We start from the raw sequence: 16,096 nt of genomic DNA, 5'->3' as shown, positions 1-16,096 counted from the left end.
GCGGCTTCACCGCGTGCGTCGCCGAACCCGGGGATTGACGCTCCCGGACGCGAAACGACCGGTATGACGACGCTCGAAATCGTCGGCGGGCGGGTGCTCCGACCGGACATGACCGTCGAGCGCGCGGACGTGCTCGCCGACCAGGCGACCGGCGAGATCCTCGCCGTCGGCGACGTCCCGGCGGGCGATGCGACCCTCGACGCCACCGATGGCCTCGTGATCCCGGGGCTCGTGAACGCTCACACTCACGTTGCAATGGCGCTCCTCCGGGGGTACGCCGACGACAAGCCGCTCCACGACTGGCTCCGCGAGGACGTCTGGCCGGTCGAGGGCGTTCTCGAACCCGCCGACGTCCGCGCGGGGGCCGAACTCGGCCTGGTGGAGATGATCCGGTCGGGCACGACAGGCTTCTGTGATATGTACTTCGACGTGGGCGAGATCGTCGACGCCGTCGACCGCGCGGGCCTCCGGGCGCGAGTCGGCCACGGGGCCGTCACCGTCGGGAAGGACGAGGCAGCGGCCCGCGAGGACCTCGAAGAGGGGCTCCGAGTGGCCCAGGAGTACGACGGCGCGGCCGACGGACGGATCACGACCGCGTTCATGCCGCACAGCCTCACCACCGTCGATAGCGAGGAGTTCGACGAGTTCGTCCCGCGGGCGCGCGAGGCGGGCGTCCCGATCCACATCCACGCGAACGAGACGACGGGGGAGGTCGGCCCGATCGTCGACGAGCACGACGAACGGCCGCTCGAATACGCCGCGGATCACGGCCTGCTCGAAGACCGCGATTTCATCGCCCACGGCACCCACTGCGACGAGAACGAGATCGAGCTGCTCGCCGACACAGGGACAGGAATGGTCCACTGTCCGGCCTCGAACATGAAGCTCGCGAGCGGGATCGCGCCGATCCAGGCCATGCTCGATGCGGGCGTCACGGTGGGGATCGGCACCGACGGCGCGGCCTCGAACAACGACCTCTCGATGTTCGACGAGTGCCGCGACGCCGCGATGGTCGGCAAGCTCGCTGCCGGGGACGCGAGCGCGGTCGACGCGCCGACGGCGTTCGAACTGGCCACCGCGGGGAGCGCCGCGGTCGCGGGCTTCGACTCGGGCCGGATCGCCGAGGGGGCGAACGCCGACCTCGCCGTGCTCGACCTCGATCGTGCCCACCTCACGCCACACCACGACCTCGTGAGCCACCTCGTCTACGCCGCGAGCGGAGCCGACGTGCGCCACACGGTCTGCGATGGACGGGTGTTGATGCGCGATCGAGAGGTGCTGACGCTCGACGCGGATGAGGTCCGCGAGACGGCCGAGCGGCGGGCGGCCGCGGCGATCGACCGCGCCGAATCCTGATCCATGCGATCGGCCGTCGCTCGGGAACGACCCGCCGGACGGCTTTTGCCCGCGCGGCGAGTCGGTGTCCCATGACCGACACCGAGGCGCGGGCGGATCTCGCCGCACGGGCAGCGGACGCGGGCGCGCGCGTCGCGCTCGCATCGTTTCGGGACGACCTCGCGGTCGAGACCAAAGCCGACGAGACCGACGTGGTGACTCAGGCCGACCGCGACGCACAGCGTCGCGTGATCGAAACCATCCACGCGGAGTACGACGAGCCGGTCGTCGGCGAAGAGGAAGACACGCGAAAGACGCTGCCGGACGAGGGGCCGGCGTGGGTGGTCGACCCGATCGACGGCACCAACAACTTCGTTCGCGGGCTCCGGATCTGGGGGACGAGCGTCGCGAGCGTGGTCGACGGCGAGCCGGTCGCCGCGGCCACGGTCCTGCCGGCGCTCTCGGATACGTACCTCGCGGGCGTGGAGCGCGTCACGCTGAACGGCGACCCCGTGCGCGTGAGTTCGCGCGAGAACCCGGCAGCGTTCGTGGTCGACCCGATCCTCCTCGTCGATCCGGCCGAAACCGGCGGGACGAACGCGCTCGCGGAGCGCTTCGGCGACTTCCGTCGGTTCGGCTGCGCCCAGGCGACGCTTGCGGCGGTCGCCGGCGGGTCGATAGAGGCCGCGATCGCCACCGTTCGGCTCGACCCGTGGGACACGGTCGCGGGCGCACACATGATCCGCAACGCCGGCGGCGTCGTGACCGACCTCGACGGCGAGCCGTGGCGGCACGACAGTTCTAGTTTGGTGGCCTCGAACGGCACGGCCCACGAGGTGGTGCTCGCAGCCGCTCGTCAGGCTGCCGGGGACTGAGTGTTCGACGAAGCCGCGAAACAGACTGACTGCTGTGACTAACTGCTGTGTGGCTCCTCGTCGCGGTGGTTGTCGGGGTTTTCGGCCTCACGCGCGGCCGCCTCGCGCTGTTCCGACTCGGTGTCGACCTCGCCCTCGGCGGCCTCCTCGCGCGCCTGTTCGGCTTCCGCCTCGCGTGCCTGTTCCGCCTCCTCGGTCTCCTCGCCGTCCGCCTCCTCCTTTTCGTTCGCGAGCGTGACGTCGCGATCGTGGGGATCGTCCTCGGACATGGATTCCCGTTCGGCTTCCCGTGACTTGAGTGTGGGGCCTGCGGACGACGACCGTTCGAAGTCGACGAGCTCCCTCCGCACCACCGCTCCCGACGGATCGCACCGAACCGACGCCAGGCGTCGAGCGCGATCCGAACGATCTCGATCACCGACGCCCGTTCGGCGGGATTCTCGGGCAGGAGAAGGCAGCAGGCTTTTGTCGCTCTCACGACCCACACGAGCATGGTCGACGTCCTCGGTCATCTCGGAATGGGGCTGCTCTGGCTCGCCCCCGCGTGGTACTTCATCGACGATCGGCGTACTGCGGCGCTGTTCGTCGGCGTGGGCTTCTGGTTCGGCATGTTGCCCGATGTCGATCTCGTGCTCTCGAGGCTCCAGGGCATCCACCACCACGGGGTGTTCCACACGGTGCTCGCCGCCCTGGTGTTCGCGGCGATCCTCGGACCGATCCTCGGCTGGCTCCTCAAGCGACTGTTCGGCGGAACGAAGTGGTTCTCCCGCGAGGCGGCGGACCACGCGACCGCGCTCGGCGTGATCGCGGTCGGCGTGCCGAGTCTCGCACACGTCTTCGCCGACATTCTCTCGGCCCCCGACACCTCGACCCGGATCGAACCGCTCTGGCCGCTGATCAACGAACCGATCGTCTACATCGACGTGCTCTACTACCAGTCGTTCTGGGCGACGATCGGGCTGTTCGTCCTCGGACTCGCGGCCAACGTCGCGTTCTACTACTGGAGCGACCAGAACGAAGCGGACCGACGCACACAGCCGTCCTGACGCCGGAAAATCGGCGACAGCGATCGATTACTCCGTCTCCGTGACCGTCAGCGTGTAGCTACCGGAGCCACTGTACGAGTCGACGTTGATCTGCATCGCCGTCGAGTCGTCGGGGCTGTCGATGGTGACCGTCTCCTGGCTGTTCGTCGACCGGGAGGTGTAGTCGTAGTTGTTCGGCGAGGCGTTCTGGGTCGTGCCCGTGTTGACGTAGAGATCGAAGTCCGCGTCCGTGGGACCATCGAGTTCGACGACGACCTGGCTCGGCGAGGAGTACGTCCACGACCACGTGTAGTTGTCGCCGTCCCAGTAACCAGACAGGCTGCCGTCGACGGAGCCGGACGTGGTCTCGCCGCCGCCACCGCCGCCACCGCCGCCTCCGCCGTCGGCAGGATCGGTGGTGACGGCCGCGAGCGCGTCGACCTGGCCGCTGCCCTGTTCGTTCGCCGAGAGTCCGATGTCCTCGGCGGTGTTTTTGAGGTGCGATCGGAGCTCCTGGTTCGTGAGGTCCCACTGCGCGAGCGTGAGCCCGGCGACGCCGGAGGTGACCGGGGTCGCCATCGACGTCCCGCTCAAGCGCTCGTAGGAGCCGCGGGCCTCGGTGGTCGTCGAGAGGACGTCGACGCCCGGCGCACAGAGTTCGACGTTCTCGCCGTACTGGCTAAAGCTCGCCAGCTGCTCGTTGTCGTCGACCGCCGAGACCGCCACGCACTCGCTGTACGCCGCCGGGTAGCTGACGGAGCTCGACCCGTTGTTCCCCGCGGCGGCGATCACGAGCGCACCGTTGTCGGTCGCGTAGCTCACGGCGTTTTTCATCGTGCTCGTGTAGCCACCGCCGCCGAGCGAGAGGTTGATGACGTCCGCGCCCTGGTCGGCCGCCCACTCGATGGCGTCGGCGATGTCCGCCGTCGATCCCGAACCACCCTCGTCGAGCGCGCGACCGTTGATGAGCGAGGAGTTGCTCTGGCCGGCGACGCCCGTGCCGTTGTCGATCACCGCGGCCGCACAGCCCGAGACGTGGGTTCCGTGGTACTCGCTGCGCGTGTCGTCCGGGTAGGGGTCCGAGTCGTTGTCGGCGAAGTCCCGGCCGGGATTGGACTCGTAGTTCGCCGCGAGGTCGGGATGGTCGTACTGCGCGCCCGTATCGACGACCGCGATCGTCACCCCGGCGTCGCCGAGCGTGGTGTCCCACGCCCCATCGGACTCGACCTGCTTCGGCGCGTACTGGTCGCCGAAGCGCGGGTCGCTCGGCTCGTAGAACGCCTGGTGGGTCGCGTTCGGCTCGGCGTACTTGATGTGGTCTTTCTTCGTGATCGCGTCGATGAAGTTCTCCTTTGCGCGACCCGTGGCCTGGCTCGGGAACTTCACCGCGACGTAGCTCAGCGTCTCGTTTCGGTGGACGATCTCCGCGTTGCCGGGAACGGCCTGTGCGACCGCCCCCTCCATATCGGCCGCCGACGCCGATACTCCAACGAGGATCTCGTCCTTTTTCGGACCGGGTTGGCGACCCGGTGTCGCCGACGCGACGCCGCTCAGTCCGCCGAACAGCGTCCCTGCACCGATTGCTTTCAGGAACGATCGTCGACCTGGAGTGGGTTTCTCAACCATGATCCAGACCTACCATCAGTACACCATTCCTTAAATCTTCCTGTATAATAATGCAATAAATTGTTGCAGTAGTTCAATTATGAGATCAACTAGAGAATCTAACTGCGATCACCCGTCTCGGCCGAACACCGTCATGGCTTTGCCGCCCGCCGGTCGACTCGGCGTATGCTCGGAAAGCTCCGAGAGGCGGTGTCGAGTACGGGTAGTCGCGAACCGGCGGTCGGGCTGTTCGTCGACGGACCGAACGTCCTCCGGAGCGAGTTCGATGTCGACCTCGATGACGTGCGTGCGGCCGCGGCGGCAGTCGGTCGGCCGGCAGTCGTGCGGCTCTATCTCGACGAGCACGCCACGCCGGGGCTGATTCAGGCCGCCGAAGCCCGCGGGTTCGAGGTGCGGGTTACGAGCGGCGACGTCGACGTGAAGCTCGCGGTCGATGCGACCGCCGCCGTCGACGATCTCGATACCCTCGCGATCGCGTCGCGCGACACCGACTTCAAGCCCGTGCTCGAACACGCCGCCCGCTGTGGGCTGGAGACGCTCGCGATCGCGCCCGGGAGTCACGGCCGCTCGGACGCGCTCCGCAACGCTGCCCACGAGGCCGTCACGCTCGAATCCGACCCGACGGACTGACGTGGTGGGTGGCGGATCGCTCCCGGACGGCTACGGCAGCTCTCCGGTCGCGGTGTCCGTGTTCCAGCCCCCATCGACGAGCGCTCGTTGCTCGCTCACCCCTTCAATGGCGGAGCGAGCCGTGAGCGCCGCGACATCGCGTTCGAGTCGCTCGGCGTACGCGAGCCGGATGCACCGCGCGTCGGCCCGCGTCACCGGGGCGTCGTGGCCGATCTCGGTCGCGATCGGTCGGTAGGCCCCCGTGTCGATCCCCATTCGTTCGAGGTACTCACGGACTGCCGACGAACCGGGTCCGTGTCCGATCGCCGCCTGCGAGAGCCGTTCGAGTTCGTCGAACGGCGGCACGCTGATCCGCCCCGGCTCGACGCCCGGATCGCCGATCTCCACCGGCTCGTCCGCGGCTCGACGGACCAGGCGGGCGACATCGCCTACGAGGCGCAGCGTCTCCGAGGGCAGCGCCGTGTCGGGAGCGCGCCACTCGACGGTCGGTGGGCACCGCCGCAGCCGAACCGGGGCCACGATCGCGTCGTCGGGTCGGAAGTGAGTCGTGAGCTCGTCCTCACGAACGCCGCGCTCGGCAGCGAGCGCCCGGAACCGGCCGTAGCTCGTCTCGATCCGGCGTTCCCACTCGGGAAGGTCGGTCGGGTACGACCAGAGGCCGCGAAGCGGGGCGAACGCCTCGCCACACAGCGACCGGTAGGCGTGTGCGCGCGAGGAGTGGCCCCGGGGATGCCCCGCGTACCACGGCGAGGAACTCACCAGCGCGAGCGCGGGATCGAGCGCGGTCAGGAGGGTGAGCTGCCTCGTGGCGTCGACGAGATCGAAGTGGACGTGCGTGCCGGCACACTGGGTCGCGGGCGCGAGCCCCTCACCGTAGATCCGTTCGAGGAGCCGCCCTCGGTCGGTGACCGGCGGCGATGCCGCCGAGGCGAGCGGCGTCCCGAGCGGCACGAGCCGCTTGCCGTCGGCGGCAGCCGCATCGAGCACCGTCCGGAGCGTCGCCCCGAACGAGCGCCGGAGCTCGTCGACCCGTTCGAGCGGCGGCGTGTGGACCTCGATCAGCGGGGCGATGAACTCGGGTTCGACGTTGTCGTGTGTCGCGAGCGCCCGCCCGTCGCACAGCGCTCCCGACGCATCGATCACCCAGTACTCGGCTTCGATTCCTATCTTCATGATCAACACCTCCGAGCCCGCGCGGCGCGAGCTACTCCCGATCGGATGGTGCACACGAGCATAGCGACGACCCTTGCACGTGCCGGTAATACGGCCACGTCGGTCGATTTTCGTGGTACGAGCTCGACGAGAGCGTGCGGTTTTTGCGACCGATCCCCCGAGGATGGCCATGGAACTCGACACGCCGGTGCTCGACAACCACCTCCACCTCGATCCCGCACATGGAAGAGGGATCGAGGCCGTGAAGGACTTCGCCCGGGTCGGCGGCACCCACCTCCTCGTGGTCAACAAACCCTCGTGGCTGCTCGGGATCGAGGTCGAACGGGGCGCGGACTTCGAGGCGGTGTTCGAGACCACGATCGAGGTCGTCACGGACGCGAACGAAGTCCTCGATGGCCGGGCGTGGCCCGTTCTGGGTGTGCATCCGGGACTCGTCTCGAAACTCGTCGACGATCGCGGGTTCGCGCCGGCCGAGGCACGCGACCTGATGCAGGCCGGTCTCGACGCCGCCGCCGAGTACGTCGACGACGGCCGGGCGCTCGCGCTCAAATCCGGTCGACCTCACTACGACGTTCCCGACGCGGTGTGGGACGCCTCGAACGCGGTCCTGCGACACGCGCTCGCGCTCGGAGCCGAGTGCGACTGTGCGGTCCAGCTCCACACCGAGGCGAGCGACGACCTGACCGCGGTTGCGGAGTGGGCCGAGGAGCGCGGTCTCGATCGCCATCGCGTCGTCAAACACTACGCCGGCGGTCGGCTCGCCGGGCCGACGCCGAGCGTGATGAGCGACAGGGATCGACTGACCGAGGCCGCAGAGCGCGCCGAGAGCGCCGACGAGCCGTTCCTGATGGAGACCGACTTCGTCGACGATCCCGACCGGCCGGGCGCGGTGCTCGGGCCGAAAACCGTCCCCCGGCGGGTGCGGTGGCTCCACGAGGAGGGCTGGAACGGGGCGATCGAGACCGCACACGTCGGGACGCCAGCCGAGGTGTATGGCATCGACACGCGCGCGACCCTCGGGTAGACGAAAAGGTCTATCAACAGCGCAACGTTCGGTGCGAGTATGAGCGCATCCACGGACGGCTTCTACACCGACGAACGCTGGCAGAACTGGCTCGATCGCCTCCGCGACGAGGACCTCGATCCGGAAGACGAGGACGCCGCACGGCTGCTCTGGAACCTCCAGGAGGACGCCGCGATCGCGGTCGTGAAGGTCCTCACCGCGTACGACGAGGAGGAGCTCGATCCCGAGATGACGATGCACGAGCTCGCGAACGTCCGCGAGATCGTGCTCGCGGACGTCGACATCGACGACGAGGAGACGCTCCTGCTGGTCGATGGCGTCCAGACCTCGCTGGTCTGTGTGTTCTACGCCGCGGAGCTGTACGTCGCCGAGGGCGTCGCCGACGCCGACGTCACCGAGTGTCTCCGCGCCGCCGAGGCCGCCGAAGCGGAGGAGGAGTTCGACGACGCGCTCGGCCACTGCGCCCGGGCCGGGACGCTGCTGATCGACGGCGCGGAGCTCGACCGCTCGGTGATCGACGACGTGGGCTACGGCCCGGTCGCCGAGTGGATCAACGGGCTCGGGAGTTTGGAGAGCGCGCTCAGCGATCCCGAGCTCATCGAGGAGGACGAGGACGGGGACGACTGACCCGCCCGAGCGCGCGCCACACGACCCGACACGTTCACCGACGAGCGCAGCGCGGATGCCGACGCGGAACCGCCGGCGGACACGACGATCAATGAGCGAGGACCAACGCCCTACCGGATCCGACCCGACCACGAGACGAACGCTGCTCCGCGCGCTCGGTTTCGGGGCGAGCGTTGCGACGGCCGGCTGTCTGTTCGGCGATACCGGCGGGAACGGATCCGCCGGGAACGATACGTCCAGGCCCGCAACCGACGAACCGACGCGCCGCACCGAGCCGTCGACCGACGGCACGGAAACCAGCGAGTCGACCCGAACACAGGAACAGTCGATCGTCACGGCCACCGATCCGGCGACCGGGACGCCACCCAACGCTACCACCGATCCTCGACCCTCGACGACGGTCGCCACGACGACGGCCACGCCGACCGAATCCCCGACACCGACCGAAACCGCGACGCCGACCACCACGCGAACTGCGACCACGACCGAAACGGCGACCGCCACGCAGACCGCCACCTCGACGGAAACGACGACACCAACCCCGACCGAGACGGCGACCGCAACGCCAACCGAGACCGCCACCACGACCGCCACGCCGACGCAAGCGGAACCGGCCGTCGGTGGCTGGACCGAGCGCGCTCCCCTGCCGGTCGTCGGGAGCGACGCCGGCGGCGCGGTGCTCGACGGGGAGCTCCACTTCTTCGGCGGGATCGAGACCGGTACGGGGCTGGCCGCCACCCGACGGACGTTCGCGTACGATCCGACGGCGGGCTCGGGTGGCACGTGGGACCGTCGGCCCGACTTCCCGCGGGCGCTCTGGGGGCCCTGCGGGGTCGCCACCGACGACGCGATCTACAGCTTCGGCGGCGCACCCACCGACGGTCCCTACGACGGCCCGCCGCCCTCGGACGCGATCTGCCGCTACCGCCCGGGCGAGGGCTGGACCGATCTGACCGCAACCCAGGGCGTGCGCTGCCCGTACCCCAACTGGGTGATGGGCGGGGTGTACGACCCGGCGGACGGCCTGGTCTACTGCGTCGGCGGCGGCACCGGCGATCACGACGCTCCGACCGCGACCGACCACGGGTTCGACGGTCCTGCGGCCGGAACCTACGACGAACGCCGGCTCTGGACGTTCGATCCCGCGAGCGAGACGGTCGACGATCCCGATCTCGCGCGGCTGCCCGCAGCGAAACGCTGGCCGACGGTCGCACTGCTCCCCGACGGCGGGAACCGGTACATCCACGTCATCGGTGGGCTGTCGGGAACCACCGGCCCGACCGACTCGAACTTCCGGTACGACGTCGCCGCCGGCGAGTTCGAGCGCGCCCAGCCCATGCCCGAGGCCGGCACCTACGCGACCCACGGCGATCCCGTGATCGGCAACCAGGCGTACCTCACCCACGGGATGTTCTGGCAGGGCCGGCCGACCGTCGATCGCTACGAGACGGCCGCCCATCGCTACGACCCCGTGAACGACGAGTTCGCGACCGACCTCCCCGAACCCACCCACCGCCGCGGCGGGGCCACGTCGGGCGTGATCGACGGGACGCTCTACGTCGTCGGTGGCCACATCAAACGATTCGATCAAAACGGCCTCCACGACTGCGTGGCGCACAACGAGGCGTACACGCCCGGCGAGTAGCGCTCACCCAGGCGACGAGTCAGAACGAACTGTCGCCGATCTCGTCGAGCACGGTCGCCCGCCCGACGTGATCGTTGTCGTCGAACTCCTCGACCCGGAGTCGAACCTGGGTATCGACGAGGTCGGGCGTGGCGTCGGCGAGGCGGAACACCGTATCGCCGATCCGTACGAGAGCATGGCCGTTTTCGTAGCCGGTGACGAACGCCGCGATCTCCTCGCCCGGCTCGAACGTCGGTCGGTTCGTCCGGAACCCGACGCCCTCGAACAGCGCATCGAGTCGGCTCATACCCGTGCCACCTCCGACGACTCGCGGTCGGCAACGTATTCGAGCCCGAACCCGGTCAGCGCCGAGGCGATGAAGACGAAAAAGAGCAGCCAGCCGTGGAAGACGAACGGCCAGACGTCGATGGGGTTGACGACCATCGACTGGGTGAACCACTCGTACTGGTCGGGGAGGCCCACCATCGCGGAGTAGCCCGCGAGGACCCCGCCGCCCCACGGGAAGATGTAGCCGAGCGCGGAGGTGTTCGCGTCGAGGATGTTCGCCCGGCGGTAGGCGTTGATGTTGAACCGCTCGCCGATCCGCGCGATATAGGGCGCGATCGCGATCTCGGCGGCGGTGTTGATCGTGATCATGGAGTTGACGCCCGCGGTCCCGAGCACCATCGTGAGCTCGGCCCGCCGCACGGTCGTGGCGAACGTCTCCAGCAGCCAGTCCTGGATCACCGCGAACCCGCCGCCGCGCACCAGGATCCGCGCGCCCGCGACGATCAACAGCGTGAGCACGATCAACGGGAAGAAGCTCAGCGCGCCGGCGTAGATGCTGCCGGCGACGGCAGCCTGGCCGCTGTCGACGAGTTCGACGAACGGCAGGAACGACAGCGACTGGGCGAGCCCGGCGTCCCGCGGAGCCTGGAACACGATCATGTCGCTCACCGATGCCAGCCCGAGCCCCAGGTTGAGGACGGCCGACGTCAGCAGTCCCCACGAGACGGCCTCGACGATGTGGCGACCCCGGATCGCGGTCGCGATCACGACGCCGATCGAGAGCAGATGGACGAGCCCGAGCGGGTTGCTCTCGTCGACGAGGACGCTCTGGGCACCCTGACCGACGTCGATCCCCGTCATCATGCTGCCGGCGACGATGTAGCCCGCGAGCGCGAGCACCGCCGCGACGATCGCGTACTTGAATCGTGAGGCCACCACGCCGCCGATATCGGCGTCCTGGGTGACGGCGCTCACGATCGTGGTGTCGCTCACCGGCGCGAGGTTGTCGCCGAACACCGCGCCCGAGAGCAGCGCGCCGAACATGAGCACCGGGTTCGCGCCCAGCAGGACGCCGGCCGGGAAAAAGAGCGAGGTGAACGCGATCGCAGTGCCGTAGCCGCTCCCGATTCCGGTTGCGAGCAGCCCGGCGAGCAGGAACGTGACCGCGGGGAACAGCGTCGGGCCGATGCTCAGCGCGTCGGCCGCCCAGACCAGTCCGTCGACGAATCCGCCGACCTGGATCGTTTCGGCGAACATGCCGGCCCACAGCCACGCCACGATCGCCGTCGCGGCGACCCGCTGGGTCATCCCCTCGAAGATGGTGTTCGCGTAGGTCTTCCAGTCGCCCTTCACGAAGAACATCCCGACGATCAGCGCGAGCAGCATGCCCGCCACCAGCCCGTTGGTGGCACTGATCTGGAGGAGTCCGCTCTGGACGATCGCCCAGAGGACGAAGATCGCGAGCGGCAGCGCGCTCGTCAGTCTGCCGCCGTAGAACTCGATCGCCGGTCCCTCGCGATCGTCGTCCGTGAACTCCCGCTCGAAGTCATGCTCGTTCGGGTCGTCCGGATCGCCGCTGGCACTCATGGTTCGTCGTTCGTCACACGCCGTCGAGAGCGCCTATATGTGTTCTGAACGGGCGATCTGGGTGGTATTCACACCCAATTCGCGTGTCGGGGGTCGGCGAGGGGCTGTCGTCGATCGCCGCCGGGTTTATCCGCTGCCGCCGTGGATAGGGCACTCATGAGCGAACAGGAACCGACCAGCGAGGCGCGCGGGCGGCGACTCGGCGAGGCGCTCGGACAGCAGGTCGGCGGGCTGCTGGGACGTCGGCTCGGCGAGGCGCTCGTGGCCGGCGTCGGGGCGGCGAAACCGGGTAGCGACGCCACGGTCGGCTCGCCGGTCGGCGACGAGGACGCCACCGCGGACGAAGATCGGGCGGACGAAGATCAGGGAGACGAAACCGGCGGACAGGACGCGTCCGGGGACGAAAACGGTGAGGGAACCGAGGCCGCCGAGGAGTCCGGGCGGCCGTCGTCGCGCGCGGAGCTCGACGAGCTGTCCTACCGCGAACTCCAGAAGCTCGCGAAGGAGGTCGACGTGACGGCGAACCTCAAGCGCGAGGAGATGGAGGACCGACTGGTCGAGACGCTCGACATAGCGGAGTAGCGCTATTCGACGGCCTCGTCGTCCGTGTCGCCCCGCCGATACCGTCGGAGCCGGCGGTAGCCGACGACGTTGGCGTCGGCGTCGAGGTCGATCTCGTACCGCCCGAGGATGTCCTGGGTGTCCGGGATCGAGTTGCGCTCGATCACCTCGACCGTGGTGTACCAGCCGTCGTCGTCCGCCCGAACCTCGGTGATCCCGTCGAGCGGCCGGCCGATCAGGTCGGCCGCCACGCTCCGGACCTGGTTGCGGACGTCGATGATGCCGACCCCACCCGATCCCGAGCTTTCTTCGGTCGTTTCGTCGGCGGCCTCGCTCGCGCCCTCATCGTCACCGTTCTGCCCCTCGGCCTCGCGACGGTCGAGTTCCTCCTGTACCGCTGCGAGGCGCTCCTCGATCAGCTCGGTGGCCCCGGTTCGGTCCTCGCCGTCGGTTTCGGCGTCGTGGATATCGCGGAGCCGCTCGGGGTCGTCGACCGATTCGAGTTCGTCGTCCAGTTCGTCGATCGTGTGTTCCGTCGGGTCGAGGTCGGCCATTGCTGTATCGTGTCTCTCGGCGGGAGGTAATCAAACCCCGTCCCGGCACTGGCCGGCAACGTCGCGGCCCGATCCGGCGTGGCGCAGGGGAAGGGGAGGTTCGAACGGACGGTCGTTCGGGGAGCGGTTACTGCTCGGCTTCCTGTTCTTGTTCTTCTTCCTCGTCCGTCTCCTCGATGTGGACTTCCGGCTCGTCGGGTTCGGGCTGTGTCATCGGCGAGGTGCCGAGCTCGAGGTTCTGGAGGTCCTCGAGGTCGCCGGACTGGCTCGCCATCTCCAACTTCGATATCTCCTTGCTGTAGTGGAGGAAGGTGTCCACCGACGCGGCGACCACCCGCGCCTCCACAGTCAGGATCTCGATCCCGACGACCGACACCCGCGCCCAGATGTCGATGACGATCCCCTTGTCGAGGATGCGGTCGACCACTTCAGCGAGGCTTGCCGTACTCGGTCGTTCACTTGCCATGACGCCTCACTTGCCCGGCTTGCCTTATGACCGTTCGGGTTGTGAGTGCAGGCACGATCCCGTTCTGTCGGCCAAATACCATCAGAATCGAATCGAAACGATCGCGGCGGTCGCCGACGACTGGGGGCCTTCCAGCGCAGGCACCTATCTTTTAACGGCTGGCGTACCACTCGGTATACGGACGAGACCCATCAGTCGCACCATGGCAAGCACACACCTCTACACGTACGGGATCACCGACGACGCGGACGTCGCGTTCGAGACCGATGGCGTCGACGGTGCGACCGACGTGTACGCGGTCGAGCACGGTAGCCTCGCGGCGGTCGTGAGCGACAGCGAGACGATGGAGCCGGACCGAAGCGACGAGAACCTCCGGGCGCACGACGACGTGCTGCAGGAGTTGCTGTACCGTGACGGCGGCCGGACGGTGGTCCCGATGCAGTTCGGGATGGTGTTCAAGAACGCCCGCGCGCTGAAGGGCGTGCTCCGTGGCGGCCGGCGGGCGTTCCGGAAGGCGCTGAACGACGTCGAGGGGCGGGTCGAGCTGGGGCTCAAGATCCTCGCCGACGAGGGCGCGACGGTCGACCGGGAGTCGATCGTGGCGTCGGTCACGGAGCGACTCGAACCGGTGAGCGTGAGCGAGGCCGAGAACGGACTGTTCAGCGACCGACTCGTACTGAACCGATCGTACCTCGTCGAGCGCGACGACCGAGCGGCGTTCGACGAGGCGGTCGACGGGATCATCGACGAGTACGGCGAGACCTTTACCGTCCAGTACACCGGCCCGTGGGCACCGTACAGCTTCGTCGACATCGAGATCGGGGCGCAGCGGTGAGATGTTCGTCGTCGACGACCTCCTCGTGCGGCCGTTCGTCTCCCTCATCAACGTGGTTCACGCGATGGCGATCGAGGAGCTGTACGACGTCGAGGCGATCCGCGACGACATCAAGGAGAACCGGCTGCTGTTCGAGGTCGGCGAGCGCTCGCGCGAGGAGTACGAGGAGCGCCGCACCGACCTCGAACGTCAGCTCGATGTGGCCGAACAGGCACGCGAGAACCTCCAGGGGAAAGTCGAGATCAAACGATGAGTAACAGAGACACGATCGGCGGACTGATCCGAACAGCACTCCGCGACGCGCTCGAAGCGGCTGCCGACGCGGACGAGGACGGGCGCGCGAGGAGAACCGGCAGCGTCACCGACGGCAAGCGGCGTGCGGAGTACGGGATCACGGTCGGGACCATCAGGCCTGGCGAAGTCCCGAGCACCACGGACGAGTCCCGGACGGCCGCCCTCGAAACGACCGACACCGAGTACGCCACGAGCGTCCGGCGCGTCGAGGACGGTCTCGTGGTCACGGCCGATCTGCCGGCGATCGATCCGGAGGGCCTCGCCGCCGGCGTCACCGACGACTCACGGACGCTCCTGATCGCTGACGACGACCGGCTCCTCACCAGGGTCGACCTGCCCGACGGCGGGTTCGCCGTCGACGGCGCGTCGTTCAACAACGCGGTTCTCGAAGTGTACCTCCGCCCCACCGAGGATACGAAACAATGACAGACGACTCCGACACCACGGCCGGTCGATCGACGGACGAACGCACCGACGTCTCGGCCGACACAGTACCGCCGGGATCGCCGGTCGTGTTGGCCGACGGTGGCGAGGACGAATCCGGAAGCGGTGATGCTCCCGAAAAGAGCGCACAGAGCGGACGCGACGCTGGCGGGGAGGGGACGAGCCTCGTATACCTCGACCTCGAGGGGCTGTTCGTCGACCTGCTCGGCGTGGAGATCGACCTGAACGAGGTCGTGCTGGACGTTTCGGCCGTCCCGGGTTCGGGGAACCTCCTCGGGAATCTGCTGTCGCAGGTCGTGGGGCTGCTCGACGACGTTGCGGGAGCGCTCGGCGGGATGTTGCCCGAGGGTGGGTTCGACCTCGGCAGTCTGCTGCCGGAGATCGAGATCCCGTCGACGTCCGACGTCCTGTTCGGTGCGATCAACGTCGTTCTCGACGCACTCCTCGACGCACTCGGGGACGACGAGAGTGAGAACGGCGACGAAGCCAGCACCGAAGACGACGAAGAGAGCGAAGACGACGAAGAGAGCGAAGACGACGAAGAGAGCGAAGACGACGAAGAGAGCGAAGACGACGAAGAGAGCGAAGACGACGAAGAGAGCGATTAGCGGCCACGATCATCCATGAGCCAACGAGACGAAACCACGGAGAAGATTTCACAGCTGAAAGAACGGCTCGGCTCCGACGAGGGAGGCGTGGCCGAACTCCTCGATCGGGGCGACGGTACCGACGAGAGCGATGTCGCCGATACCGACGACGAGACCGATACGTCGAAAACGTCGTCGAGCAGCGCCGATCTCCCCGAGGTCGGCGAGTCGCTCGGCCGGACGCTCGGTGGCCTCGTCGGCCGGCGGCTGGGCGAGATCCTCGGCCGGAACGTCGACCTCGACGAACGGATGGTCACGCTGCTGGTGAGCTATCTCGAGACGACCGACATCGAGGGGGCCGCCGAGAGTCTCGTGAGCGGGACGACCGGTGGCGACGACACCGGCGATACGGCCGACGAGGACGCGGAGAACACCTCGTCCGAGCCGCCCGAGGACCTCGACGAGATGTCGACCGACGAGCTCCAGTCGCTCGCCGATCAATTGATGACCGAACTCGAGGAGCGCTCGGAGGACGGGTGAT

20 protein-coding genes are annotated in these 16,096 nt (G+C 68.3%); 13 read left to right on the top strand and 7 right to left on the bottom strand.

All coding sequences use genetic code 11. From position 1 onward, the window contains the following. Positions 1 to 63: 63 nt before the first annotated feature. Both TX76_RS02575 and TX76_RS02570 read left to right on the top strand, forming a co-directional pair. Positions 64 to 1,356, top strand: coding sequence for an amidohydrolase (locus TX76_RS02575; RefSeq protein ID WP_049898802.1), 1,293 nt, complete (start codon positions 64 to 66; stop codon positions 1,354 to 1,356). Between the two features lie 71 nt (positions 1,357 to 1,427). Beyond that, entirely contained in the window at positions 1,428 to 2,210 is a 783-nt protein-coding gene (locus TX76_RS02570; protein ID WP_049898801.1) for an inositol monophosphatase family protein, read from the top strand. Between the two features lie 38 nt (positions 2,211 to 2,248). Here TX76_RS02570 and TX76_RS02565 read toward each other — a convergent pair whose 3' ends face one another. After that, positions 2,249 to 2,479: a hypothetical protein gene (locus tag TX76_RS02565; RefSeq protein ID WP_049898956.1), complete on the bottom strand. Its 231-nt coding sequence runs from the start codon at positions 2,477 to 2,479 to the stop codon at positions 2,249 to 2,251. 222 nt (positions 2,480 to 2,701) lie between these two features. Here TX76_RS02565 and TX76_RS02560 point away from each other — a divergent pair, with 222 nt between their 5' ends. Then, the gene (locus TX76_RS02560) at positions 2,702 to 3,256 is read left to right on the top strand and encodes a metal-dependent hydrolase (protein ID WP_049898800.1); all 555 of its coding nucleotides are present in this window, start codon (positions 2,702 to 2,704) and stop codon (positions 3,254 to 3,256) included. Between the two features lie 27 nt (positions 3,257 to 3,283). On the opposite strand, the gene TX76_RS02555 is transcribed toward TX76_RS02560, so the two are convergent. After that, the gene (locus TX76_RS02555; RefSeq protein ID WP_049898799.1) at positions 3,284 to 4,861 is read right to left on the bottom strand and encodes a S8 family peptidase; all 1,578 of its coding nucleotides are present in this window, start codon (positions 4,859 to 4,861) and stop codon (positions 3,284 to 3,286) included. A 165-nt stretch (positions 4,862 to 5,026) separates the two neighbouring features. Here TX76_RS02555 and TX76_RS02550 point away from each other — a divergent pair, with 165 nt between their 5' ends. Beyond that, positions 5,027 to 5,491 carry an NYN domain-containing protein gene (locus TX76_RS02550; RefSeq protein ID WP_049898798.1) on the top strand — a complete coding sequence of 155 codons (465 nt, stop codon included), beginning with the start codon at positions 5,027 to 5,029 and terminating at the stop codon, positions 5,489 to 5,491. Between the two features lie 30 nt (positions 5,492 to 5,521). Here TX76_RS02550 and TX76_RS02545 read toward each other — a convergent pair whose 3' ends face one another. Continuing rightward, a complete protein-coding gene (locus TX76_RS02545) occupies positions 5,522 to 6,664 on the bottom strand; it encodes a glutamate-cysteine ligase family protein (protein WP_049898954.1) in 1,143 nt (380 codons plus the stop codon). Between the two features lie 169 nt (positions 6,665 to 6,833). On the opposite strand from TX76_RS02545, the gene TX76_RS02540 reads away from it, so the two are divergent. The 3 genes from TX76_RS02540 (at position 6,834) to TX76_RS02530 (ending at position 9,960) form a co-directional block, all read left to right on the top strand. Next, a complete protein-coding gene (locus TX76_RS02540; RefSeq protein ID WP_049898797.1) occupies positions 6,834 to 7,688 on the top strand; it encodes a TatD family hydrolase in 855 nt (284 codons plus the stop codon). 39 nt (positions 7,689 to 7,727) lie between these two features. After that, positions 7,728 to 8,315 carry a DUF2150 family protein gene (locus tag TX76_RS02535; protein ID WP_049898796.1) on the top strand — a complete coding sequence of 196 codons (588 nt, stop codon included), beginning with the start codon at positions 7,728 to 7,730 and terminating at the stop codon, positions 8,313 to 8,315. A gap of 91 nt (positions 8,316 to 8,406) precedes the next feature. Then, positions 8,407 to 9,960 carry a Kelch repeat-containing protein gene (locus TX76_RS02530; protein WP_049898795.1) on the top strand — a complete coding sequence of 518 codons (1,554 nt, stop codon included), beginning with the start codon at positions 8,407 to 8,409 and terminating at the stop codon, positions 9,958 to 9,960. Positions 9,961 to 9,979: 19 nt separating this feature from the next. On the opposite strand, the gene TX76_RS02525 is transcribed toward TX76_RS02530, so the two are convergent. Together TX76_RS02525 and TX76_RS02520 are read right to left on the bottom strand one after the other, a co-directional pair. After that, positions 9,980 to 10,246 (bottom strand): DUF7513 family protein, encoded by a 267-nt coding sequence (locus tag TX76_RS02525; RefSeq protein ID WP_049898794.1) that lies wholly within the window; start codon positions 10,244 to 10,246, stop codon positions 9,980 to 9,982. Continuing rightward, on the bottom strand, positions 10,243 to 11,814 hold the full coding sequence (locus TX76_RS02520; RefSeq protein WP_049898793.1) for a Na+/H+ antiporter NhaC family protein: 1,572 nt from the start codon (positions 11,812 to 11,814) through the stop codon (positions 10,243 to 10,245). The genes TX76_RS02525 and TX76_RS02520 overlap by 4 nt, the downstream gene beginning before the upstream one ends. Positions 11,815 to 11,970: 156 nt before the next feature. Between TX76_RS02520 and TX76_RS02515 the strand changes: the two genes are divergently transcribed. Further along, positions 11,971 to 12,396, top strand: a complete 426-nt coding sequence (locus TX76_RS02515) for a hypothetical protein (protein ID WP_049898792.1) — start codon at positions 11,971 to 11,973, stop codon at positions 12,394 to 12,396. A gap of 2 nt (positions 12,397 to 12,398) precedes the next feature. Here the strand turns inward: TX76_RS02515 and gvpO are convergent, their stop codons facing one another. Beyond that, the gene (gvpO, locus tag TX76_RS02510; RefSeq protein WP_049898791.1) at positions 12,399 to 12,929 is read right to left on the bottom strand and encodes a gas vesicle protein GvpO; all 531 of its coding nucleotides are present in this window, start codon (positions 12,927 to 12,929) and stop codon (positions 12,399 to 12,401) included. A gap of 127 nt (positions 12,930 to 13,056) precedes the next feature. Further along, positions 13,057 to 13,395 carry a gas vesicle protein GvpA gene (gene gvpA, locus TX76_RS02505; protein WP_049898790.1) on the bottom strand — a complete coding sequence of 113 codons (339 nt, stop codon included), beginning with the start codon at positions 13,393 to 13,395 and terminating at the stop codon, positions 13,057 to 13,059. A 202-nt stretch (positions 13,396 to 13,597) separates the two neighbouring features. Here gvpA and TX76_RS02500 point away from each other — a divergent pair, with 202 nt between their 5' ends. From TX76_RS02500 to TX76_RS02480, 5 genes are read left to right on the top strand one after another with little or no spacing between them, the layout of a single operon-like run. Continuing rightward, the gene (locus TX76_RS02500; RefSeq protein ID WP_049898789.1) at positions 13,598 to 14,230 is read left to right on the top strand and encodes a GvpL/GvpF family gas vesicle protein; all 633 of its coding nucleotides are present in this window, start codon (positions 13,598 to 13,600) and stop codon (positions 14,228 to 14,230) included. A 1-nt stretch (position 14,231) separates the two neighbouring features. Then, positions 14,232 to 14,483, top strand: coding sequence for a gas vesicle protein GvpG (gene gvpG / locus TX76_RS02495; protein ID WP_049898788.1), 252 nt, complete (start codon positions 14,232 to 14,234; stop codon positions 14,481 to 14,483). Then, positions 14,480 to 14,950 carry a gas vesicle protein GvpH gene (gvpH, locus tag TX76_RS02490; RefSeq protein WP_049898787.1) on the top strand — a complete coding sequence of 157 codons (471 nt, stop codon included), beginning with the start codon at positions 14,480 to 14,482 and terminating at the stop codon, positions 14,948 to 14,950. The genes gvpG and gvpH overlap by 4 nt, the downstream gene beginning before the upstream one ends. After that, a complete protein-coding gene (locus tag TX76_RS02485; protein ID WP_049898786.1) occupies positions 14,947 to 15,576 on the top strand; it encodes a hypothetical protein in 630 nt (209 codons plus the stop codon). The genes gvpH and TX76_RS02485 overlap by 4 nt, the downstream gene beginning before the upstream one ends. Before the next feature lie 15 nt (positions 15,577 to 15,591). Next, positions 15,592 to 16,095, top strand: coding sequence for a hypothetical protein (locus TX76_RS02480; RefSeq protein ID WP_049898785.1), 504 nt, complete (start codon positions 15,592 to 15,594; stop codon positions 16,093 to 16,095). The last annotated feature ends 1 nt before the right edge of the window (position 16,096 follow it).

It is taken from the genome of Halococcus agarilyticus (assembly GCF_000334895.1).
Taxonomy (GTDB): domain Archaea; phylum Halobacteriota; class Halobacteria; order Halobacteriales; family Halococcaceae; genus Halococcus; species Halococcus agarilyticus.
Note: the sequence above shows the minus strand (reverse complement) of the source record. Positions and strands in the feature narration are given on the sequence as shown.

Bases quoted from the DNA above. Each gene is read 5' to 3' on its own strand.
- TX76_RS02500 (WP_049898789.1), top strand. From the start codon at position 13,598: ATGGCAAGCACACACCTCTACACGTACGGGATCACCGACGACGCGGAC.
- gvpH (WP_049898787.1), top strand. From the start codon at position 14,480: ATGAGTAACAGAGACACGATCGGCGGACTGATCCGAACAGCACTCCGC.
- TX76_RS02525 (WP_049898794.1), bottom strand. From the start codon at position 10,246: ATGAGCCGACTCGATGCGCTGTTCGAGGGCGTCGGGTTCCGGACGAAC.
- TX76_RS02575 (WP_049898802.1), top strand. From the start codon at position 64: ATGACGACGCTCGAAATCGTCGGCGGGCGGGTGCTCCGACCGGACATG.
- TX76_RS02480 (WP_049898785.1), top strand. From the start codon at position 15,592: ATGAGCCAACGAGACGAAACCACGGAGAAGATTTCACAGCTGAAAGAA.
- TX76_RS02565 (WP_049898956.1), bottom strand. From the start codon at position 2,479: ATGTCCGAGGACGATCCCCACGATCGCGACGTCACGCTCGCGAACGAA.
- TX76_RS02560 (WP_049898800.1), top strand. From the start codon at position 2,702: ATGGTCGACGTCCTCGGTCATCTCGGAATGGGGCTGCTCTGGCTCGCC.
- gvpA (WP_049898790.1), bottom strand. From the start codon at position 13,395: ATGGCAAGTGAACGACCGAGTACGGCAAGCCTCGCTGAAGTGGTCGAC.
- TX76_RS02485 (WP_049898786.1), top strand. From the start codon at position 14,947: ATGACAGACGACTCCGACACCACGGCCGGTCGATCGACGGACGAACGC.
- TX76_RS02545 (WP_049898954.1), bottom strand. From the start codon at position 6,664: ATGAAGATAGGAATCGAAGCCGAGTACTGGGTGATCGATGCGTCGGGA.
- TX76_RS02515 (WP_049898792.1), top strand. From the start codon at position 11,971: ATGAGCGAACAGGAACCGACCAGCGAGGCGCGCGGGCGGCGACTCGGC.
- TX76_RS02555 (WP_049898799.1), bottom strand. From the start codon at position 4,861: ATGGTTGAGAAACCCACTCCAGGTCGACGATCGTTCCTGAAAGCAATC.
- gvpG (WP_049898788.1), top strand. From the start codon at position 14,232: ATGTTCGTCGTCGACGACCTCCTCGTGCGGCCGTTCGTCTCCCTCATC.
- TX76_RS02540 (WP_049898797.1), top strand. From the start codon at position 6,834: ATGGAACTCGACACGCCGGTGCTCGACAACCACCTCCACCTCGATCCC.
- gvpO (WP_049898791.1), bottom strand. From the start codon at position 12,929: ATGGCCGACCTCGACCCGACGGAACACACGATCGACGAACTGGACGAC.
- TX76_RS02530 (WP_049898795.1), top strand. From the start codon at position 8,407: ATGAGCGAGGACCAACGCCCTACCGGATCCGACCCGACCACGAGACGA.
- TX76_RS02570 (WP_049898801.1), top strand. From the start codon at position 1,428: ATGACCGACACCGAGGCGCGGGCGGATCTCGCCGCACGGGCAGCGGAC.
- TX76_RS02520 (WP_049898793.1), bottom strand. From the start codon at position 11,814: ATGAGTGCCAGCGGCGATCCGGACGACCCGAACGAGCATGACTTCGAG.
- TX76_RS02535 (WP_049898796.1), top strand. From the start codon at position 7,728: ATGAGCGCATCCACGGACGGCTTCTACACCGACGAACGCTGGCAGAAC.
- TX76_RS02550 (WP_049898798.1), top strand. From the start codon at position 5,027: ATGCTCGGAAAGCTCCGAGAGGCGGTGTCGAGTACGGGTAGTCGCGAA.